At 62.3% G+C, this 20,648-nt stretch carries 20 protein-coding genes; 8 read left to right on the top strand and 12 right to left on the bottom strand.

Annotation, left to right across the window (positions count from 1 at the left end):
* A complete protein-coding gene (gene cpaB, locus AB4N48_RS21140) occupies positions 1 to 942 on the bottom strand; it encodes a Flp pilus assembly protein CpaB (protein ID WP_460094262.1) in 942 nt (313 codons plus the stop codon).
* A gap of 329 nt (positions 943 to 1,271) precedes the next feature.
* Between cpaB and AB4N48_RS21135 the strand changes: the two genes are divergently transcribed.
* The 3 genes from AB4N48_RS21135 (at position 1,272) to AB4N48_RS21125 (ending at position 2,635) form a co-directional block, all read left to right on the top strand.
* Entirely contained in the window at positions 1,272 to 1,487 is a 216-nt protein-coding gene (locus AB4N48_RS21135) for a Flp family type IVb pilin (RefSeq protein ID WP_370593582.1), read from the top strand.
* 70 nt (positions 1,488 to 1,557) lie between these two features.
* Positions 1,558 to 1,965, top strand: a complete 408-nt coding sequence (locus tag AB4N48_RS21130) for a response regulator (RefSeq protein WP_041480644.1) — start codon at positions 1,558 to 1,560, stop codon at positions 1,963 to 1,965.
* A 355-nt stretch (positions 1,966 to 2,320) separates the two neighbouring features.
* A complete protein-coding gene (locus tag AB4N48_RS21125) occupies positions 2,321 to 2,635 on the top strand; it encodes a hypothetical protein (RefSeq protein ID WP_375123085.1) in 315 nt (104 codons plus the stop codon).
* A gap of 175 nt (positions 2,636 to 2,810) precedes the next feature.
* On the opposite strand, the gene AB4N48_RS21120 is transcribed toward AB4N48_RS21125, so the two are convergent.
* The 5 genes from AB4N48_RS21120 to AB4N48_RS21100 form a co-directional block, all read right to left on the bottom strand.
* Complete coding sequence (locus AB4N48_RS21120) at positions 2,811 to 3,173, bottom strand: DUF6124 family protein (protein WP_041479635.1); 363 nt, start codon at positions 3,171 to 3,173, stop codon at positions 2,811 to 2,813.
* Between the two features lie 520 nt (positions 3,174 to 3,693).
* A complete protein-coding gene (locus tag AB4N48_RS21115; protein WP_056787743.1) occupies positions 3,694 to 5,364 on the bottom strand; it encodes a ShlB/FhaC/HecB family hemolysin secretion/activation protein in 1,671 nt (556 codons plus the stop codon).
* Positions 5,365 to 5,498: 134 nt separating this feature from the next.
* Entirely contained in the window at positions 5,499 to 7,061 is a 1,563-nt protein-coding gene (locus AB4N48_RS21110; RefSeq protein WP_315436076.1) for a collagen-like triple helix repeat-containing protein, read from the bottom strand.
* A 303-nt stretch (positions 7,062 to 7,364) separates the two neighbouring features.
* A complete protein-coding gene (locus tag AB4N48_RS21105; protein WP_150638144.1) occupies positions 7,365 to 8,219 on the bottom strand; it encodes a MaoC family dehydratase in 855 nt (284 codons plus the stop codon).
* Positions 8,220 to 8,221: 2 nt separating this feature from the next.
* Positions 8,222 to 9,574: a 3-oxoacyl-ACP reductase gene (locus tag AB4N48_RS21100; RefSeq protein WP_460094259.1), complete on the bottom strand. Its 1,353-nt coding sequence runs from the start codon at positions 9,572 to 9,574 to the stop codon at positions 8,222 to 8,224.
* Positions 9,575 to 9,811: 237 nt separating this feature from the next.
* Here AB4N48_RS21100 and AB4N48_RS21095 point away from each other — a divergent pair, with 237 nt between their 5' ends.
* The 3 genes from AB4N48_RS21095 to AB4N48_RS21085 all read left to right on the top strand — a co-directional run bounded on the left by AB4N48_RS21095 (position 9,812) and on the right by AB4N48_RS21085 (position 13,921).
* The gene (locus AB4N48_RS21095; protein ID WP_460094258.1) at positions 9,812 to 11,089 is read left to right on the top strand and encodes an acetyl-CoA C-acetyltransferase; all 1,278 of its coding nucleotides are present in this window, start codon (positions 9,812 to 9,814) and stop codon (positions 11,087 to 11,089) included.
* Positions 11,090 to 11,519: 430 nt separating this feature from the next.
* Positions 11,520 to 12,416 carry a PA4780 family RIO1-like protein kinase gene (locus AB4N48_RS21090; RefSeq protein WP_016771829.1) on the top strand — a complete coding sequence of 299 codons (897 nt, stop codon included), beginning with the start codon at positions 11,520 to 11,522 and terminating at the stop codon, positions 12,414 to 12,416.
* 296 nt (positions 12,417 to 12,712) lie between these two features.
* Positions 12,713 to 13,921 carry an MFS transporter gene (locus tag AB4N48_RS21085; protein WP_460094257.1) on the top strand — a complete coding sequence of 403 codons (1,209 nt, stop codon included), beginning with the start codon at positions 12,713 to 12,715 and terminating at the stop codon, positions 13,919 to 13,921.
* On the opposite strand, the gene cueR is transcribed toward AB4N48_RS21085, so the two are convergent.
* The 3 genes from cueR to AB4N48_RS21070 form a co-directional block, all read right to left on the bottom strand.
* On the bottom strand, positions 13,875 to 14,288 hold the full coding sequence (gene cueR / locus AB4N48_RS21080) for a Cu(I)-responsive transcriptional regulator (RefSeq protein ID WP_460094256.1): 414 nt from the start codon (positions 14,286 to 14,288) through the stop codon (positions 13,875 to 13,877). The two genes, AB4N48_RS21085 and cueR, sit on opposite strands and share 47 nt — an antisense overlap.
* A complete protein-coding gene (cueA, locus tag AB4N48_RS21075; RefSeq protein WP_460094255.1) occupies positions 14,285 to 16,678 on the bottom strand; it encodes a copper resistance metal-translocating P1-type ATPase CueA in 2,394 nt (797 codons plus the stop codon). Before cueA ends, cueR begins: the two co-directional genes overlap by 4 nt.
* 175 nt (positions 16,679 to 16,853) lie before the next feature.
* The gene (locus AB4N48_RS21070; RefSeq protein ID WP_024011458.1) at positions 16,854 to 17,237 is read right to left on the bottom strand and encodes a hypothetical protein; all 384 of its coding nucleotides are present in this window, start codon (positions 17,235 to 17,237) and stop codon (positions 16,854 to 16,856) included.
* Positions 17,238 to 17,385: 148 nt separating this feature from the next.
* Between AB4N48_RS21070 and AB4N48_RS21065 the strand changes: the two genes are divergently transcribed.
* Together AB4N48_RS21065 and AB4N48_RS21060 are read left to right on the top strand one after the other, a co-directional pair.
* The gene (locus AB4N48_RS21065; protein WP_016771825.1) at positions 17,386 to 17,583 is read left to right on the top strand and encodes a cation transporter; all 198 of its coding nucleotides are present in this window, start codon (positions 17,386 to 17,388) and stop codon (positions 17,581 to 17,583) included.
* 87 nt (positions 17,584 to 17,670) lie between these two features.
* Positions 17,671 to 18,867, top strand: coding sequence for a multidrug effflux MFS transporter (locus AB4N48_RS21060; protein ID WP_024011460.1), 1,197 nt, complete (start codon positions 17,671 to 17,673; stop codon positions 18,865 to 18,867).
* Between the two features lie 17 nt (positions 18,868 to 18,884).
* On the opposite strand, the gene AB4N48_RS21055 is transcribed toward AB4N48_RS21060, so the two are convergent.
* The 3 genes from AB4N48_RS21055 to AB4N48_RS21045 all read right to left on the bottom strand — a co-directional run bounded on the left by AB4N48_RS21055 (position 18,885) and on the right by AB4N48_RS21045 (position 20,550).
* A complete protein-coding gene (locus AB4N48_RS21055; RefSeq protein WP_016771823.1) occupies positions 18,885 to 19,058 on the bottom strand; it encodes a hypothetical protein in 174 nt (57 codons plus the stop codon).
* A 152-nt stretch (positions 19,059 to 19,210) separates the two neighbouring features.
* The gene (locus tag AB4N48_RS21050) at positions 19,211 to 20,224 is read right to left on the bottom strand and encodes a zinc-binding alcohol dehydrogenase family protein (protein ID WP_460094254.1); all 1,014 of its coding nucleotides are present in this window, start codon (positions 20,222 to 20,224) and stop codon (positions 19,211 to 19,213) included.
* A 32-nt stretch (positions 20,225 to 20,256) separates the two neighbouring features.
* Positions 20,257 to 20,550, bottom strand: coding sequence for a putative quinol monooxygenase (locus tag AB4N48_RS21045; protein ID WP_016771821.1), 294 nt, complete (start codon positions 20,548 to 20,550; stop codon positions 20,257 to 20,259).
* Positions 20,551 to 20,648: the final 98 nt, after the last annotated feature.

The following is a 20,648-nucleotide window of genomic DNA, read 5'->3' as shown; positions in this document are numbered from 1 at the left end:
TCATGGGGTTTGTTGGCTGATCTGGTTGCCGCGAATGATTTCCACCGCAGGCCTGGGCGCCGCGCCGGCACTGGCGGTGGCAGGTGCTCTTTGCGCGCTGCCCAGGGCTAGTTGAGTGAACTGGAAGAGCTGGCTGTTGGCGCGGTCCAGATGCGCGGGCGATTGCGCTTCGCCGGCCCAATATTTGGCCAGCCGTTGTTCTTCGCTGCTGCGCACCGCGAGGCGCAATGTGCCGACTTGAGTGGCAAGCATCAGGCGGCTGAGCAGTTGTTCCGGCACCGCCAGCACCGCAGTCCGCGCGGCGATGCGGCGCTGGTCCTGTTTGAGTTTTTCTTCGGCGCTGAGGCTGGGCGTTGCCGGTTGGCCGTCGTTGGTCAGGCCGTACTGATCGCCGACCCCGAGCACGCGCAAAGCCGGAACGGCGATCTGCGCCGACTGCTGCAGATTGCTCGCGTCCTCGCGCAAATACAGCAGCACATCGACGTAATCGCCTGGCAGCAATTGCCCGGCACCACCGATCACTTCATCGACGGCCACGGTGAGCGCGCGCTCGTCGCGGCGAATCATCCGTGCCAGCGCGCCGCCGGCCTGAAAGCTTTCGTCATTGAGCCAGGTGCCGGCGCTGAGGTGGCGCCAAGGCGTGCGGCCGACTGCTTGTTCGATGCTGGTCAGGCTGCCGGCCGGTGCGCTGCGCAGTTTTTCCACGGTCACATCGGCGGCGGTCAACGGCGTGAACGGCGCTACATCGTGGAGCAGCACCACCACCGGTTGGCGGGTCTGGTCTTCGGCAATCGCGACAGTCTGTTCAATGCTGACCGCTGGGGCGACGGGCGCCTCGGCGACCGGGGCCGGCTGACGACTGAGCACCAGCCCCCAGTAACCGACCAAAACCGCGCCGAGCAACAGCAACGTGGCTAGGCCCATGGTGACGCGACTGTTCATGACGGCTCTCCCTTTCCTGCTGCACAACCGACTGCATTTGCTTGCGAAAGGCGGACTGAATCGGCAGCTATGAACATGCAACTATTTCGCTATTTCCAAGCTAGCTGATCCAAGCAAAAGCGCCATTAGTGACAGGCGAAATAACCGTACCAAAGTATGACTTTGGCCCCTTAACAGCCGGAAACGGCGGAAAAACGATGGGATTAATGCTTTGTGATTAATGCGTTCTTACAGTTGTTGGGCGGGGGTTTGTTGACAATGCTCAGGTGGCACGGTGGAACCTTGCCGCGGTGGTGATGTCGGCGCCAGAGGCGCGAAGGAGTGGACCTATGTTTCGTATGACTTTTGATTATGTGATCGCCAAGGCTCGCGCGTTTGCCCGCAGTGAAGAGGGTGCTTCGGCGATCGAGTATGCGATTGTGGTGGCGATGGTGGCTGTGGTGGTTGTGGCGTTCGTCACTCCGCTTGGAGACAGGGTATTGGCGATCTTCAACAATATTCTGACCTCGCTCGATGGTACGGCTGTGACTCGGCCAACGCCCTGATCTTGTGAACACTGCACCTGGCTGATATCGCACTACACTGGATTTACCTTTCAGTATTCAGGTATTGCCTATGAACGCGTCTTCGTCGCCCCGCCAACAGCTGCTTCTGGTTGATGATGAAGAAGACGCGTTGCTGGAGTTGGCGGAGTTGCTGGAGGGGGAGGGGTTTGTCTGTCATACCGCGACGTCGGTGAAGCTCGCGCTGCATCATCTGACCCGGCATCCGGATATTGCTTTGGTGATTACTGATCTGCGTATGCCGGAGGAGTCGGGCATGTCGCTGATCAGGCGGTTGCGTGAGCATACGTCGCGGGCGCATTTGCCGGTGATTGTGATGTCGGGGCATGCGGATATGGAGGATGTCAGCGATATGTTGCGGTTGCAGGTGCTGGATCTTTTTCGCAAGCCGATTTATCACGTTCGGTTGTTGGAGACTCTCGATAATCTTTTTCCCAAGCCTAAGGTTCAGGGTGGGTGAACTCGGCGGCCTTTGGGCCGACCGTGTTGGTGGGGTTTTGGGTGAATATCCGTTGCTTCGGGTGCTGCGGCTGGCGGTTTCGCCTGACGGCGACTTACTTTTTTACAAGCGCCTAAAAAAGTAAGCAAAAAACGCTAGCTCCTGCGTTCGGCCCTCGCAGGCTCGGGTTCCTTCGCTCCGGGACTGATCCGGGCGCAGCGGCTCCGGTTTGCTTCGCTGCACCTCCTTCCGCTGTGTCTGGCTGCGCCAGACGGTCGCTACGCTCCCACGCCCGGATCAATCCCTCCACTCAGCCTTCCGACGTCGCCGGGGGATCAAGATCAAGAGCACTCGAGCTTGCGCTCATTGTTGAGTGGTGCGGCTTCGCCGCGGGCAGCTGCGCTGCTTTGCTTTTGCTTTTGCTTTTGTGGGAGCGAGCCTGCTCGCGAAAGCGGCCTGGCAGCCGACCCATTTCTTCCTGATTTACATCAATCCTGTGGGAGCTGGCTTGCCAGCGAAGGCGGTCTGCCTGCCGACCTGTTTCTCACTGATGTACTCGATTCAAACTGTGGGAGCGAGCCTGCTCGCGAAGGCGGCCTGCCAGCCGACCAATTTCTTCCTGATGTACATCAATCCTGTGGGAGCGAGCCTGCTCGCGAAGGCGCCCTGCCAGCCACCAGTCTCTCACTGAACACCCACGATCAAAACTGTAGGAGTGAGCCTGCTCGCGATAGCGCCCTGCCAGCCAACCCATTCCTGCCTGATGTACATGAATCCTGTGGGAGCTGGCTTGCCAGCGATGGCGGCCAGTCAGCCAACAACGCTCTGCCTGACTCACCACCTGCGCAATCAACCTCTTGCTCTTGTCACTCCGGCACAAGCCTGTCCAGTACGCGGTTGACCGCCAGTTCGCCCAGCATGATCACCTGTTGTATCCCCAACAGGGAGCTGCGCTGTGGTCCATCGATAAATCCGGCGAGGTCGCTGGCCATGATGCTCGCCGAGGCCAGTGATTCGCAGGCATGCACCAGCAGGGTTTCGTTGTCCGCAGCCGGGTCGACGATGAACAGGGTGCTGGGTTTGCGCGGTGCGGCGGGGTCTTTGATGAGGCGGGGGTTGAGGTAGTAATCGATGGCGCGGTCGGCGGCTTCCTTGAGTTTTTGCGCTTCGACGAGCGGGTCGGCGAAGGTTGGATCGGCAAGGGGTGGATCGGGCGTTATCTTCTTCACGGGCTCAGTCTCCTGATGGAGTAGGGCCGCAACCGGTTCGCGACTAAACGAAAGGGAGGCAGCTGCACGCAGGTTAGTCGACCGATGAGCCACGAAATCGGCGCGCCCGAAGGCGCCCTGCGCACAGCCACCATCAAGTGCAGGTATGCAATACCTGGCTGACAGGAACCTGTGCGTCGTGGACAAGCGGGCGACTAAACCCGACCACTGATGAGCAGTGGCAGGCAAACGATAGAACCCGCGCCCCAGGCGCACAAGCCGGCGGATTCTGGCGTAGCCGTAGGCAATGGCGCAAGGATTTGTAGCCTGTTGCGAGGTAGCGTGGCCTGTGTTTAAACGGCTGGTTTAAGCGTTGCGATAAATCGGTTGAATAGCCGAACGCTTTCGCGAGCAGGCTCGTTCACACAGGGACGGCGGTTGTACTCAGCAACCATGAACACCGCCGAATCTGTGGGAGCGAGCCTGCTCGCGAAGGCGGTGCGTCAGTCAAAAAAATCCTGACTGACACACCGCTCGACCATCACAACTGATAACTGAAACTGATGCTGTACCGAGGCTTGCGATTGAACGTATCCAGTGCTTCATCCGACATCGCCTTCGCCACTTCCAGCGCCACGTTGTAATACTTGGCATCACCAAAGCGCAGCCCGACGGCGGTCGATGACAGGTTGTTGGCCTGCACCGGCAGTTGGTTGAACCAGCTGCGCGAGCGGTCGACAACGACGTAGGGTTGCAGGATGCGCACCCAGTTGCCGTCGCGGTTGAAGCTGTAGTTGACCTCGTAGGCCACGCCCCAACCCTTGTCGCCCGAGGCCTGGTCGTCGGGGTAGCCACGGCCGAAGTTCTGTCCGCCGAATACGGCGCGTTCGCTGTCGGGCAAGGTGTCGTCGCTCCAGTACAGCGCCGCCGAGAGCACGCCTTGCCAGTTGTCGAGGAACTTGTCGCTCTGCACGCCGGAGAGTCTGACGCGGAAAAAATCCAGGTCGATGTCGTCGTAGTTGGTGTGTGCGCCGAGGCTGTCGAAGCCCTGGTAGACGCCGGCACTGAGGATGCGCAGTTGGCGGGCGTCGGCCTTGCGCCAGTCGCCTTCGAAAGCCAGGGCGCGGACATCGGTGCGCAGTTCGGTGCTGAAGGGAAAGTTGATGCCGTCGTAGCGCGTCTTGTCATCGACCGCATACAGACGTGAGCCGGCCGTCAGCAGTTCGTTGGCGGAGGCGATCAGGGGCGTGCTGAAGCCGATCGAGTAGCGATCGTTCTCGCGGTGGGTACTCAGGCGTCCGCCACCGCCGACCAGCACTTCGGTGTCCGGGTCGGCGCGGTAACGCGAGGCCGAGACGTTGAGCTGCGTGCCTTCGGTATCGAGGAATTGGCTGTAGTCGAGACGGTAGTAATGCTCTTTGTCGTCACCCGGTGGGAACAGGCCGCTGAGGCTCAACTGTTCGCCCATCGAGGTCTGCGAATTGCTGCTGACACCGAGCAACGCCTGCGGGCCGTTACGGTTGTCTTCTGTGGTGCTCAGGGTGCTGGTGAACGGTTTGCGACTGGCCTGGGCAACCAGGGTGGTCGCGCCATCGGTGGTGCCCGGCGGTGGCACTTGCGCTTGAATCGTCACGCCGGGAATGCGGCTCATCAGCGTGGTGTAGCGCTCGAAGGTCTTGCGCGTCAGCGGGCGTTCGGCCTGGATTTTCGCGGCGAGTTTATCAAGCAGGCCTTTGACCCGACCGATGTCGCCCTGCATCTGGATATCGCGCACGTAGCCCTCGACCAGCACCACGCGGGCCACGCCATCATCGAAGTTCTGTTGCGGCAGGAACGCGTAGGACAACAGATAGCCGTCCTGCTGATAGCGACGGGTGATGTTGCGCGTGGCTTCGATCAGTTCGGCAAGGCTGGCCTGACGGCCGATCAGGGGCTTGTAGATTTCCGCGAGTTCGTTGAGCGGGTAGATCGTGCCGCCTTCGATCTGCACGGTCTTCAGGTTGACCTTGGTTTCCATCAGCAGTGGCTGCGCGGCGGTCGCACCCGGGTCCGGCACTTGCAGCGGCGCCGCGCTCGGGCGATAGGCGTCGGCGGGCAGGTTGGGAACGGGCAGGTTGCGGATGGTTTCGTTGCTGTTGAGAAAGCTGGGCAAGGTGTCGGCGAGGGCAGCGGAACTGAGGCTCAGGCACAGCAGGGATGCCAGTACGCGCATAGGACACTCCATGGTCAGAACACAGCACAGGGCAGATTTTTCCTTAGAAAAAAGGCGGAAGACTCGTGGGAATCTTCCGCCCTCAACCAAGCGTAGGCGCTGTAGGTAAGGCCGTCGAATCGGCCAGGTGCAATTTAGCGTTTGTTGCCGCCCAGCGCGCCGGTCAGGCCGCCGAGTACCCCGCCCAGGCCACCGGTTGCCGTGCCGCCGCCAGTGGCAGTGCCGCTGTTGACCAGACCACCGACCGCTGCCACGGTGCCGCCGACGTTGGTAACCAGACCGCCGACCGCTGTGGTGACCGGGTTGTTGGTTGCGGCGATCGCCCCGCCGAGATTGCCCACCGCAGCGCCGACCTGACTTGTGATACCCGCCACCGGAGTGCCGAGACCGGTAGCGGCGCCGACCTGTTGAGTGACAGTGGTCACCGCGCTGGTGACCGGATTGAGGCCGGCTCCGACTGCGGCGCCGACGCTGGCCAGCGGCGAGGTGGATGCAGTAATCGGTGTGCCCGAACCACCGAGTACGGTGTTGATCGAAGCAATCGTGTTGCCCAGCCCGCCGGCGGTGACGCCGCCGGCACTGACCACGCCGCTGGTGCTGCCGGCATTCAGACCGCTGCCGACGTTGACCACCGCACCACCGACAGTTTGCAGCAGACCGGTGCCGCCCAGCCCGCCACCGATGCCGCCACTGCCCGAGCCAGTGCCATTGGACACCAGACCACCCGCTTTGCCGACCGCCGTGCCGGTGTTGCTCAGGGCGCCGCCGAGGGTGTTGGTCAGGGCATTGCCGCTGCCTGCGTCGGTGACTTTGCCGCCAAGGCTGTTCACCGTGCCGCCCACCTTGGAGATCACCCCTTTGAGCGGATCACCCAGACCGGTGGCATCGCCGAGTTTGTCGGTGGTGCTTTCGACCATGGCGATCACCGGTACCAGGCCGCTGCCGACCTTGTCGGTCAACTGGCTGGTCGGGCCGCTGGTCATTGAGGTGTTGAGGGTGTCGCCAAGCATGGTGACTTTTTCGCCGATGCCATCGACCAGCGGCGCCACGCGGGTGACTACACCGCCAACGACAGGAACGCTGCGGGTCGCTGTGTTGAGTTTGACGCTGAGGTCCGACACGCCGTCGCCAACATCGGAAACCACGCCGCCAACCGAGGCGACGGTGGTGGTCAGGCCATTGGGGTCAGTGGCCAGTTTGCCGATGCCATCAGTGACGCCATCGCCCAAGGTGCTGACCACGTTGCCGGTGGTGTTGGCCAGGCTTTGCACGATGCCGCCAGCGACCGGAACAGTGCTCAGCGAATCGCCGATCTGGCCGACGCCATCGCCGACACCGCTGACGGTTTTGCCGACATCCTGAACAAGTGTTGTGGTCACCAGCGAAGGTGCAGCGGGATTGGTCGGGTTGGTGGGATCGGTCGGGTCTGTCGGATTGGTTGGATTGGTCGGATCGGTGCCGCCGCCGGTTCCGCCAGTACCACCGGTTCCGCCGCCAGTGCCGCCAGTGCCGGCAGTATCGCCGCCGGTCCCGCCGCCCGCGCCACCGCTGCCATCGGTGCCCGCCGTGCCGTCCGCCGTCGAGCTGCCCGAACTGCTGCGATGACCGCCACCGCCGCTGCTGCAGCCGACGAGGCCGACCGAAAGAATCAGTGCCAGCGCGATTGCCGATTTGGACCACATCACTTGAGTTTTCATGATTGAGATTCCTGCACCTGTCACAACGTTACGTTGCCTTCGATGGCTCGCCGATCTGTCGTCGGCGATGCCTCGTCCGTGGCTGTAATCTCAGTCGAGGGCAGGTTTTTCACCATTCTCAAGTTGGTATTAACCCCTTTATATAGAGGGCTCGGCGCTATGCCGAAGGACTAATACCCCGGTAATAAACGGGCAAAAAAAAGCCTTGAAATTCAAGGCTCGGTTTTTTGCAAAGCAGCGGGCAGGGCGCGGAAAAACTTAAGTGATATATACACAATTAACGGGTTTTTCCGCCCCGCCAGATCAGGCGATCGGTTGCCACTGACCGACCATATGTTCCAGGTCGCCGGCACCGATCAGACGCAACTCACCGCTGGAGCCCGCGGCACTGGCCAGCAATATCACTTCACTGGGCAGGCGCACCGGTTTGCGAAAGTGCACGGCGATTTCCAGGTTGGCTTTGGGCAGGTGATCGGAGAGTGCCGCCAGTGTCCGTGCCTTGTTCCACAGTCCATGGGCGATCGCGGTGGGAAACCCGAACAGTTTGGCGCTCGCCGCACTGAGGTGAATCGGGTTGTAGTCGCCGGAGACTTTCGCATACTGGCGACCGATATCAGCAGGTGCAGTCCAGCGCGTCACCTCAAGCAAATCCTGCGACGGCTGCCAGTCGTGAGCCAGCGCCTCGCCCTCGAGCTTTACCCCGCGACAGAGCATGCGGCTCTCGGCTTCCCACAGCGGCCCGAGCTGATCGTCGAGGGTGGTCAACAGATCGAACGTCGCGCCCTTGGCATGTGGTTGCAGGTTGTGCACACGCACGCTGACTTGCCCGCGACTGATCGCGCCCATCGGCCGCAGCACGCGGATGCGGTTGCTCAGGTGAATCAGCCCCAGCAGCGGGAACGGAAAATCCTTGGCCGTGAGCAATTGCATCTGCAAGGCAAAGGCGAGGATGTGTGGATAGGTCGGCGGCAGCAGGCCGTCATCGACGAAACCGCAGACCTTGCGATAAGCCGCCAGCCGCTTGCCGTCGATATCAACCCAGCAGCGCAGGCCGCTGTCGGGCAGTTGCGTACCGGTGATTTTGCGTCGCGTCGCTGCGCGCGAATAAAGCCCCGGCAGACTCGGTTCGCGATCCAGCGTGTGCCATTCGATGCTCATCTTTATGCCCCCAGAACACTTTGCCCACAAACCCGCAGCGCTTGGCCGGTGAACGCGCCCGTGCCCGGTTGCGCCAGCCACGCCACGGCTTCGGCGACGTCCTGCGGCAAGCCACCCTGGCCCAGCGAACTCATGCGCCGCCCGGCCTCGCGCAGGCCGAACGGAATGTGCGCGGTCATCTGGGTTTCGATAAAACCGGGGGCCACGGCGTTGATGCTGATGCCGCGTTCCAGCAGCGTTGGCGCCCATGCCTGGGCCAGACCGATCAGGCCAGCCTTGCTCGCTGCGTAGTTGGTCTGCCCGCGATTGCCGGCGATGCCGCTGATCGAGGCGAGCAGGACCACCCGTGCGTTGTCGCGCAGGGTGCCGCTGTCGAGCAGCGCCTTGGTCAGCACTTGCGGCGCGTTGAGATTGACGGCCAGCACCGCGTCCCAGAATTCCGGGGTCATGTTGGCCAGGGTTTTGTCGCGGGTGATGCCGGCGTTGTGCACGAGGATGTCGAGGCCGTCGGGCAGCTGTTCGATCAATTGCGCGGCGGCGTCATCGGCGCAGATATCGAGGGTGATCGCCCGGCCGCCGAGGCGCGCGGCAAGGGCCTCGAGGTCGGTCTTGGCCGGCGGCACATCGAGGAGGATAACCTCGGCGCCATCGCGGGCGAGGGTTTCGGCAATCGACGCGCCGATGCCGCGCGCAGCACCGGTGACCAGCGCCTTGCGCCCGGCCAGCGGTCGGGTCCAGTCGGTCACTGGCGTGGCGCACGCGGTCAGGCGAATAACCTGGCCGGAAACGAATGCACTTTTCGGCGAGAGGAAAAATCGCAGTGGGCCTTCCAATTGATCCTCGGCACCTTCGCCGACGTAGATCAACTGCAAGGTGCCACCGCCGCGCAGCTCTTTGGCCAGCGAGCGCGAGAAGCCTTCAAGTGCTCGCTGCGCGCTGGAGGCGAACGGATCACCCAAGGTTTCCGGCGCGCGGCCGAGAATCACCAGGTGCGCGCTATGGTCGAGGTTCTTCATCAATGGCTGGAAGAACTCGCGCAACTGCTTGAGCTGGTCGGTGTGTTGCAGATCGCTGGCGTCGAACACCACCGCTTTGAGTTTCGGCCCGTGGCCGGGGATCCACGCGGTGGCCAGCGAGGGCTCGGTGCCGTAGCTGTAGATCGCGTCGGTCAAGCGATTGGCAAACACGCTGATCCGTTCGGCCTGCGGCCCGCCACCGATCAACAGGGCGCCCTCGATCGGCCGCAGACGCCCCGCCTGCCAGCGTTCCAGCCGCACCGGCGACGGCAGGCCCAAGGCCCCGACCAGACGATGGCCGAAGGATGAGTTGGCGAAGTCGATATAGCGGTCAGACATGGAACGCTCTCCAGAAGTTGGGGTTCAAAGTGTGGACTGTCTACGGCAATCAATCGTTCGATCGGCGCAATAAGGCCTACGCTGGTTTAGCAGAGTAGACCACTGACCCTGTGGGAGCGGGCTTGCCCGCGATGGCGGAGTGTCAGCCGCTGAAGGGTTGGGAGTGCCGCCCCCATCGCTGGCAAGCCAGCTCCCACAGGTTTCCATGTGAATCCGCAAATTCCACAGGAGTTATCCATGACCCAGCTGCGCCGCGTCGCGATCATCGGCGGTAACCGCATCCCTTTCGCCCGCTCCAACGGGCCGTACGCCACGGCCAGCAATCAGGCGATGCTCACCGCCGCGCTGGAAGGCCTGATCGAGCGCTACAACCTGCACGGCCAGCGCATCGGCGAGGTAGTGGCGGGCGCTGTGCTTAAATTGTCACGGGATATGAACCTGACCCGCGAATGTGTGCTCGGCTCGCGCTTGTCTCCGACGACACCGGCCTATGACATCCAGCAAGCCTGCGGCACCGGTCTGGAGGCGGCGTTGCTGGTGGCGAACAAGATCGCCCTCGGCCAGATCGACTGCGGCATTGCCGGCGGCGTCGACACCACCTCCGACGCGCCGATCAGCGTCAGCGAAGGCCTGCGCAGGATTCTTCTGCACGCCAACCGCGCCAAGAGTACCGGCGACAAACTGAAAACCCTTTTGCAGTTGCGCCCCCAGCACCTGATCCCCGAATTCCCGCGCAACGGCGAGCCACGCACTGGCCTGTCGATGGGCGAGCACTGCGAACTGATGGCGCAGACCTGGAATATCCCCCGCGAAGAACAGGATCAACTGGCCCTCGAAAGCCACCACAAACTCGCCGCTTCCTACAGCGAAGGCTGGCACAACGATCTGATGACGCCATTCCTCGGCCTGACCCGCGATAACAATCTGCGCCCGGACCTGACCCTGGAAAAACTCGCCGCGCTGAAACCGGCCTTCGAGAAAAGCGCCAAGGGCACGCTGACGGCGGGCAATTCCACGCCGCTCACCGATGGCGCTTCGGTGGTGTTGCTCGGCAGTGAAGAATGGGCCAGAGAGCGCGGTTTGCCGATTCTTGCCTACTTGCGCGACGGTGAAGCGGCGGCGGTGGATTTCGTCAACGGTGCCGAGGGCCTGCTGATGGCGCCGGTGTACGCCGTGCCACGCTTGCTGGCGCGCAATGGGCTGACGTTGCAGGATTTTGATTACTACGAAATTCACGAAGCCTTCGCCGCGCAAGTGCTGTGCACGCTCAAGGCCTGGGAAGATCCCGAATATTGCAAAACCCGCCTGGGGCTCGAGGCACCGCTGGGTTCGATTGATCGCAGTCGGCTCAATGTAAAAGGCAGTTCGCTGGCGGCGGGGCATCCGTTCGCCGCAACGGGCGGGCGCATTGTCGCGAATTTGGCCAAGCTGCTGGATGCGGCGGGCAAGGGGCGAGGGTTGATTTCGATCTGTGCGGCGGGCGGGCAGGGTGTCACCGCGATCATTGAACGCTGAAAAAGCCCTTCACCCTAACCCTCTCCCAAAGGGAGAGGGGACTGATTGGGGGATGCTTGAAATCGACGCCGACCTGAGCGCCCTTCACCGAATCCAGAGATGCGATTCAAACCATAAGCGCTTCGGTCTCTCAGGTCGATGTATTACGGGAGACACCTCGGTCGGCCCCCTCTCCCTCTGGGAGAGGGCAGGGGTGAGGGCAACTGAAGTTCACCGACCATGTCAGATTCTGTCGCAAATGCCCTTGCCGACCGATACCAATCAATGCCACGGTCTCGGCTATGATTCGCCCGGGTCGCTGCGATTGATCCGGCACAGTGTGTGCATCCTCAAGGTTCACAGGTCGGCAACCCCTCCCCGTCGGGCGAGGATTGCCGTATAACGAGTGACATTCGCGTGTTTGGTAATAAAGGACCCACAATAAAAGCTGATGAAGACTCCAAAACGCATTGAACCCCTGATCGAGGACGGTCTGGTCGACGAAGTGCTGCGCCCACTGATGAGTGGCAAAGAGGCAGCTGTTTATGTAGTGCGCTGCGGCAATCAGTTACGTTGCGCCAAGGTCTACAAGGAGGCGAATAAACGCAGTTTCCGCCAGGCAGCCGAGTATCAGGAAGGCCGCAAGGTTCGTAACAGCCGTCAGGCGCGGGCCATGGCGAAGGGGTCCAAGTTCGGTCGCAAAGAGACCGAAGACGCCTGGCAGAACGCCGAAGTGGCGGCGCTGTTCCGTCTGGCCGGCGCCGGTGTGCGAGTGCCCAAACCCTATGACTTCCTCGACGGCGTGCTGTTGATGGAGCTGGTGGCCGACGAATTCGGCGACGCCGCGCCGCGTCTGAACGATGTGGTGCTGGAGCCGGATCAGGCGCGCGAGTATCACGCCTTCCTGATTTCGCAGATCGTGCTGATGTTGTGTACCGGTCTGGTGCACGGTGACCTCTCCGAGTTCAACGTGCTGCTGACCCCGACCGGTCCGGTGATTATTGACCTGCCCCAGGCAGTCGACGCTGCGGGTAACAACCACGCGTTCAGCATGCTCGAGCGTGACGTTGGCAACATGGCTTCGTACTTCGGTCGCTTCGCGCCGGAATTGAAGAAGACCAAATATGCCAAGGAAATGTGGGCGTTGTACGAAGCCGGCACCTTGCACCCGAACAGTGTGCTGACCGGTGAGTTCGACGATCCGGAGGACCTGGCGGATGTCGGCGGTGTGCTGCGCGAAATCGAAGCGGCGCGCCTCGACGAGGAACGCAAGCAGGCCATTCGCGCGGCGGACGACGCGCCGAAAGGCAAACCCGAAGAACCGCCTCCACCGCCGTGGATGCAGTGATCGCGTGATGAAAAACCCGGCTTCGGCCGGGTTTTTTGTTTGAGTCAAAAAGTACCCTCACCCCAGCCCTCTCCCGGAGGGAGAGGGGGCCGACCGAGGTGTCTTTAGCCATACATCGACCTGAAAAAACCGAGTCGATTATGGATTCAAAGAAAAACGTTCAGGTCGGTGTATCTCCCAAATATCCCCCAATCGGTCCCCTCTCCCTTTGGGAGAGGGCTAGGGTGAGGGGGCTTTCGGATCCTGGCTTATTCGCGTCTACTGTCCAGCGCTCCAACCACACTCAAGGACTGAATGTGACCACCCCACGCAACACCCACCTGATCGTAACCGCCCGGCTGATCTCCGATTTCGGCGCCTTCCTCAACATGGTCGCGCTCGCCACCTACGTTTACCTGTTAAGCAACAGCGCCATGAGCGTCGGCGTTTTCCTTGCCAGCCGCGTCGGTGGCGGAATCTTCGCCAGTCTGATTGGCACACGCTTCTACCGGTGCTGGCACGGCCGCGCGCCGCTGATTGCGTTCGATCTGTTGCGTGCGGCACTGCTGGGACTGCTGTTGATCACACCGGCGAGTCAGCAGGCATGGCTGTTGCCGTTCATTGCCTTCGGCCTCGGCTTGGGCAATTCGATGTTCGCCATCGGCCTCAACAGCCAGTTGCCGCGTTTGATCGCGCCGGCGCAATTGCTCAAGGCCAATGCCTGGATCGCCTCAGCCTCTTCAGCCGCCATGGTCGGCGGCAGTCTGGTGTCGGGGTTGCTGGTGGCTGCTTTCGGTTTTGAAACGGTCTTCGCCCTCAACGCGCTGACCTATTTGCTTGCGGCGCTGCTGATCGTGCCGCTGCGTTTCGAAAAAACCGATGTCAGCGAACAGCCGGAGCGCGGTGAATGGTTTGCGCTACGGCAGGGCCTGCGTTCGGCGCCAGTGGTCGCGGCCATGCTCGCGGTGACTATGGCTGATACCTTGGGCAGCGCCGCGCACAACGTCGGCTTCCCGATCATTTCGAAACTGCTCACGCCGGAGGCGGCGAGTACGACCTTGGGCTTGGCGCTTGCGGTATGGGCCAGCGGCAAACTGCTCGGCGCACGCATCGCCAGTCACCTCAAGGGCTCGGAGAACAGCCACCTCGAAAGAAGATTTTTCTGCGGCGTGGCGCTGATGTCGTGCGGTTTCATTCTGATGTTCCAGCAGCACGACCTCTACGGTCTGCTGCTGTTCGCCTTGCCGGCCGGGCTTGGCGACGGGGTTTCCGAAGTCAGCCTGATGTCACGGCTGCAACGGGAACCTGCGGCGTTGCGCCTGCCGATTTTCAGCGTGCTGACCTTGCTGCAGATGACCGGTTTCGGTATCGGCATGCTGGTCGCTGCGCCGTTCTATGCGTGGTGGACGCCGGGGGCCGTGGTCATGCTGTTCCACGGCATTCCCCTGGGTACGTTGTGCGTGGTGACGCTTTTGCGGATCAGGCGCGGGCGGGTTGCGCGCAGCAGCCCGACGCCAGTTCCTTGAGGATCGGGCAGTCCGGGCGATGGTCGCCGCTGCAATGCTCGACCAGGTGCTGCAGGGTGTCACGCAACTCGCCGAGCTCGCGAATCTTCTGGTTCAGCTCGTCGATGTGCTGGCGCGCCAGTGCTTTCACATCGGCGCTGGCACGCTGGCGATCCTGCCAGAGGGTCAGCAGCTTGCCGACCTCCTCCAGGGAAAAGCCCAGATCCCGCGAGCGCTTGATGAACGCCAGCGTGTGCAGGTCATCGCTGCCGTACACGCGGTAGCCGCTGTCGGTGCGATTGGCCGCTTTGAACAGGCCGATCGATTCGTAATAGCGGATCATTTTTGCACTCAGGCCACTCTGCCGGGCTGCTTGGCCGATGTTCATCGGTGTTCCTCCAGGTCCGTGGGTTTCCAGGTTTTCAACAGTAGCGCATTGCTCACCACGCTGACGCTCGACAGCGCCATCGCCGCACCGGCCAGCACCGGATTGAGGAAGCCGAACACCGCCAGCGGAATGCCGATCAGGTTGTAGACAAAGGCCCAGAACAGGTTCTGGCGAATCTTCGCATAGGTCTTGCGGCTGATCTCCAGCGCTGCCGGCACCAGTCGCGGATCGCCGCGCATCAACGTGATGCCGGCCGCGTGCATGGCAACGTCGGTGCCGCCGCCCATGGCGATGCCGATGTCTGCGGCGGCGAGGGCCGGGGCATCGTTGATACCATCGCCGACCATGGCAACCACGCCGGTTTTCTTCAGCTCGGCCACCGTCGCGGCTTTGTCGGCAGGCAGCACTTCGGCGTGAACATTGCGGATGCCCAAGGCCTCGGCCACCACCCGTGCGCTGCCGCGATTGTCGCCGGTCAGCAGGTGGCTCTGGATACCCCGCGCGGCGAGTTGTTGCACCGCTTGCAGTGCGCCGGGTTTCAGCGTGTCACCGAAGGCGAACAGACCCAGTACCTTCGGCTCAGGACTTTGTTCGATCAGCCACGACAGTGTCCGACCTTCGCGTTCCCACGCTTCGGCGGATGTGCTCAATTCACCGGCATTCAAGGCGCTTTCGTCGAGCATCCGCCGGTTGCCCAGCGCCAGGCGCCGGCCATCCAGCGTGCCAGCGATGCCGCGCCCGGTCAGCGACTGGCTGTCGCTGACGTCGGGCACGTTCAAGCCGCGTTCGGCGGCTGCATCCAGCACGGCTTTGGCCAACGGATGCTCGCTGCCGCGCTGCAAGGCACCGGCCAGTGTCAGCAGATTGTTTTCGTCACCATCGACCGCGCTGAAGTGCGCGATACGCGGCGTACCCGAGGTCAGCGTGCCGGTCTTGTCGAACACCACACTGCTGACTTCATGGGCGCGCTCCAGTGCTTCGGCGTCCTTGATCAGAATGCCGTGGCGTGCGGCGACGCCGGTGCCGGCCATGATCGCCGTCGGGGTGGCGAGGCCGAGGGCGCACGGGCAGGCAATCACCAGCACGGCGACGGCATTGATCAGCGCAGTTTCCAGCGGTGCGCCGTACAGCCACCAGCCGATCAGCGTGGCCAGGGCGATCAGCAACACGGTCGGCACGAAGATCTGGCTGACCTTGTCCACCAATTTCTGGATCGGCGCTTTCGCCGCTTGCGCGTCTTCGACCAGACGAATGATCCGCGCCAGCACGGTTTCCGCGCCGAGCGCCTGGGTGCGCACCAGCAAACGACCTTCGCCGTTGATCGCGCCGCCGGTGACCTTGTCGCCCGGCTGTTTCGGCACTGGCAGGCTTTCGCCACTGATCAGCGCTTCGTCGGCGTGGCTCTGGCCTTCAACGACTTCGCCATCCACCGGGAAGCGTTCGCCGGGTTTGACCAGCACCAGATCGTCGAGGCGCAGGGCGCTGATCGCAACGTCCTGCTCACGCCCGTCGATGACTTGAATCGCCCGCTCCGGCCGCAACGCTTCAAGAGCGCGGATGGCGCTGGCCGTCTGGCGTTTGGCGCGGCTTTCGAGATATTTGCCGAGCAACACCAAAGCGATGACCACCGCCGAGGCCTCGAAATACAGATGCGGCATGCGTCCGGCGGCGCTGGCCCATTCATAGACACTCAGGCCATAACCGGCGCTGGTGCCGAGGGCGACGAGCAGGTCCATGTTGCCGGCACCGGCGCGCACGGCTTTCCACGCCGCAACATAAAAGCGTGCGCCGAAGATGAATTGCACCGGTGTGGCGAGGGCGAATTGCGCCCAGGCCGGGAGCATCCAATGAATGCCGAACGGCTGCAGCAACATCGGCAACACCAGCGGCAGAGCGAGGGCGATCGCGCAGATCAATGCCCAGCGCTCGCGATGCAGGCGTTTTTGCTGGTCATCGGACTGTGGCCGTTCAGCTTGCCAGACGCTGGCCGAGTAACCGGCCTTGCTCACCGCGTCGAGCAGGGTTTGCGTATCGACCTGGCCGAGCAATTCGAGGTGCGCACGTTCGTTGGCCAGATTGACACTGACGCTGCTCACGCCTGGGACTTTGTTCAGGGCACGTTCGACGCGACCGACGCAGGAGGCGCAGGTCATGCCGTCGATGCTCAATTCGACGGTTTGCCGGGGCACGCTGTAACCGGCGCGCTCCACAGCTTGCATCAGCGCCGGCAGGCTGTCGCCGGGCGCCTGCACCCGGGCCTGTTCGGTGGCGAGGTTGACGCTGACGGTGCTGGCGCCGCTGACCTTGCGCAGGGCTCGCTCGACACGCCCGGCGCAACTGGCACAGGTCATGCCGGCAATCGGCAGATCGAAAGTGGTGGATTCGGACATCGGTCGCGCTCCCTGTAGTGGATGTCTACAGGATCAACCTTGCCATGCGGGCAAGGTCAAGCACCATTCTTGTGGGAGCGAGCCTGCTCGCGAATGCGGTGCATCATTCAGCAATCATGTTGGCTGACCCGGCGCTTTCGCGAGCAGGCTCGCTCCCACAGGTCGAGGCGGTTGCTCAGTAACCGAGGCCAGCCGGCTTGAGGTACACGCCTTCGGCATTCATCGCCAGGCGGAACTTCAGCACATCCCCGGCATGCAGCACGACTTCCTGCGAGCCCGGTGCGAGCATCCCGGGATTACAACCCGGCGCCTGGCCCGGCAGCAGTTTCAAGCGCAGCGAAACCTTGCCCGGCGGCAAGTTGAACGACGTGCTCTGCTCCTGGAACAGGCGCGCCGAGAGCTGATCCTGGATGTACACGCCGATCTCGCACGAGGTCGCCACTTCGAGGCGCTCGCGGGAAATGATCAGTACCGCGTAATCCTCGCCGGCGGCTTGCACCTGCGGGACGGCGGCGAAAAGGCTGAGCAAGCCAAACAGGCCCAAAGCTGACCAGCGCATGGCTGAATCTCCTGAATTCCAGTCATTGATGCATGCAGCTTGGCCGAGCGCGGCGCCGATTGCCAGCCCGGCAGTTTTTCGCAGAACTTGACCTTGCCATCGTGGCAAGCTCGAGACTGCCGGCAACCTCACTCAAAGGAGTCTTCCCATGCAAGTGTTCAACGTTCAAGGCATGTCCTGCGGTCATTGCGTCAAAGCCATCACCACTGCGATACAGGCGCTGGATCCGGCGGCCAGTGTGCGCGTCGATCTGGCGGCCAAGGAAGTCGGCGTCGAAAGTGCGCTGAGTGCCGATCAGGTCATCGCAGCGATCCGCGAAGAGGGTTATGAGGTGAAGCTCGTCTGAAATTGATCGTTAGCGAGCTATCGGAATGTTCAAGGCGTCCGGGCGCGGCTAGACTGTCGGGCTGCGACTTGCCCACCTGGATGCCTGATGAATTTCCGCACGATTTTGATACTCGGCGCCTTGAGCGCCTTCGGTCCTTTGGCGATCGACTTCTATTTACCTGCCTTCCCGGCCATGGCGCTGGCGTTCGGCACCGATGAGCAGCATGTCCAGCTGACGCTGGCGGCGTACTTCCTCGGTCTGTCGCTGGGCCAACTGGCTTACGGGCCGATTTCCGATCGTTTCGGCCGGCGACTTCCGCTGCTCAGCGGCGTTGCTCTGTTCACCCTGGCGTCATTGGCCTGCGCCTACGCGCCGAGCCTGGAATGGCTGATCGGCGCGCGTTTCGTCCAGGCACTCGGTGGCTGTGCGGGGATGGTGATTTCCCGCGCGGTGGTTGCCGACAAGTGCGACGCGGTGGGCTCGGCGAAGGTGTTTTCCCAATTGATGCTGGTGATGGGCCTGGCGCCGATTCTGGCGCCGATGCTCGGTGGGCTGCTGGTCAATACCACGGGTTGGCAGTCGATCTTTCTGGTGCTCACCGGGTTCAGTGCGGCGGCGGGTCTGGCGGTGGCGTTGGGGCTGCCGGAAAGCATGCCGGCCCATGTGCCGCGCCAGCCGTTGTCCGGTGCGTTGCGCCAGTACGCGCGACTGGTCAAGGATTCGGTCTACCTCGGCCACGCCCTGACCGGCGGCATCGCGATCGCCGGCATGTTCGCCTACATCGCTGGCTCACCGTTTGTGTTCATCAAGCTCTACGGTGTACCCGCCGAGCATTTTGGCTGGCTGTTCGGCACCAACGCGGCGGGGTTCATTCTGGTGGCGCAGGTCAATGCGCGTCTGCTGGCCAAGCGTGGCCCGGCGTTCTTGCTGGTGCGCGCGGTGTGGGTGTATTTCCTCGCCGGGCTGACGCTGTTGGCGGTCAGCGCGATGCGTCCAGAGGCGTTGTGGCCGTTGCTGATTCCGCTGTTCATCTGCATTGCCAGCCTCGGCTGCATCATTCCCAACGCCTCAGCTTGCGCAATGAACGGTCAGGGCGCCCGTGCCGGCAGTGCATCGGCAATGCTCGGTTGCCTGCAATTCAGCATCGCCGCCGGTGCCGCCGCGTTGGTGGGGGTGTTGCACGATGGCAGCGCCGTGCCGATGGCGATGGTCATCAGCCTGTGCGGTTTGCTGGTGGTGAGCGTCGCGCTGCTCACCCGGCGTTTGCAGAATGCCCGGGCGTTGGCGCAAGCCCAAGTCTGAACGCTCGACTTTGGAGCTCAGCCGGCGGCGCGCTGCTGGCTGGGTTCGGGGATTCGGTGGGGCGCGCAGAGTCGCGCTTCGAGGGTGCGAGTGAAGGCCAGAGCCTCGGCTTCACTGCGAAAGGTTACGACGTGCTGGTCCAGGCGCACCTGCCATTGAGACTTTGCCACTTCTTTTATCAGGATCTTCATTGCTGACCTCCCTTGCGTAAAAGATGTATCGCAGAGGCTTCGATTGTAGACCTCGATACCCGCGTAATTGTGACAAGGGTCAAGCAACCGACTGACGGCAAAAAGCCCCGCAACCGCTCTGGCATCACGAGCGGTTGCGGGGCTTTATTTTTTTAGAAACCTTCTAAAACAATTTTCCCCTTGGCCTTGCCGCTTTCCAGCAGCTCATGGGCGCGTCGCAGGTTGGCTGCGTTGATCACACCGAAGTGCTCGCCCAAAGTTGTCTTCAAAGTGCCGGCGTCGATCAGTTCGGCGACGCGGTTGAGCAGCTTGTGCTGTTCGATCATGTCCGGCGTTTCGAACAGCGAGCGGGTGTACATGAACTCCCAGTGCAGCGACAGGCTCTTGCGCTTGAGCAGGCTGATGTCGAGGGACTTCGGATCGTCGATCAGCGCCAGCTTGCCTTGCGGCGCGAGGGCTTCGACCAGTTGCGGCAGATGCTGATCGGTCTGGGTCAGGCTGGCGACGTGGGTCACGCTGGCGATGCCGGCGCGCTTCAATTCTTCGCTCAGTGGCTGGCTGTGATCGATGACCAGATCGGCACCGAGTTCGCTGACCCAGTCACGGGTCTGTGGGCGGGAAGCGGTGCCGATCACTTTCAGGCCGGTCAACTGCTTGGCCAATTGGGTAAGGATCGAGCCCACTCCGCCCGCCGCGCCAACGATCAGCAGGCTCTGACCCTCATCATTGCTGCCTTCGCTGATTTGCAGGCGCTCGAAGAGCAATTCCCACGCAGTGATGGCGGTCAGCGGTAGCGCGGCGGCTTCGGCAAAACCGAGGGACTTGGGCATGTGGCCGACGATGCGCTCATCGACCACGTGCAACTCGCTGTTGCCACCGGCCCGGGCGATCGAACCGGCGTAGAACACCTTGTCGCCCGCCTTGAACAGGGTGACTTCGCTGCCGACCGCCTTGACCACACCGGCAACGTCCCAGCCCAGCACTTTCGCCGCGCCGTTTTCCGGCGCCATGTTCTGCCGCACTTTGGTGTCGACCGGGTTGACCGAAATGGCTTTGACCTCCACCAAGAGGTCGCGCGGGCCGGCGACCGGCTCTGGCAGTTCAATGTCCTGCAGGGACTTGGCGTCGCTGATCGGCAGGGAAGCGTAATAGGCAATGGCTTTCATAAATGGCTCCGTACAGTTGATAGAAGAAGGATTCAGGCAATCTTGCCGAGGCGTTTGAGCTGGAAGTGTTCGATGGTGTGGCCGGCGCTGGCCTGAAACTTCTGAAAATGCGCGCTGGCGTTGTGCGCCTCAAGAATCTCGTCACTGGCCCACTGTTCGATGACATAAAAAACCTGCGGATCGGCAAGGTCGCGGTGCAGGTCGTACTGACCACAACCGGGCTCGGCGCGGCTCGGTTCGACGAGGGCACGCAGGGCCTGTTCGAGAACGTCCTGCTGGCCGGATTTAGCGGTCAGGGTGGCGATAGCGGTAAAGGGCTGGGACATGCGTGGACTCCAGAATCGGGGTGAATTCGATGGAGGTCATCATTGGCTATTTCTCTGCGCGATAAAACCGGCTAAAAGAGCAGTCTCTTTCAATATTT

It is taken from the genome of Pseudomonas sp. S2_C11 (genome assembly GCF_054668395.1).
Note: the sequence above shows the minus strand (reverse complement) of the source record. Positions and strands in the feature narration are given on the sequence as shown.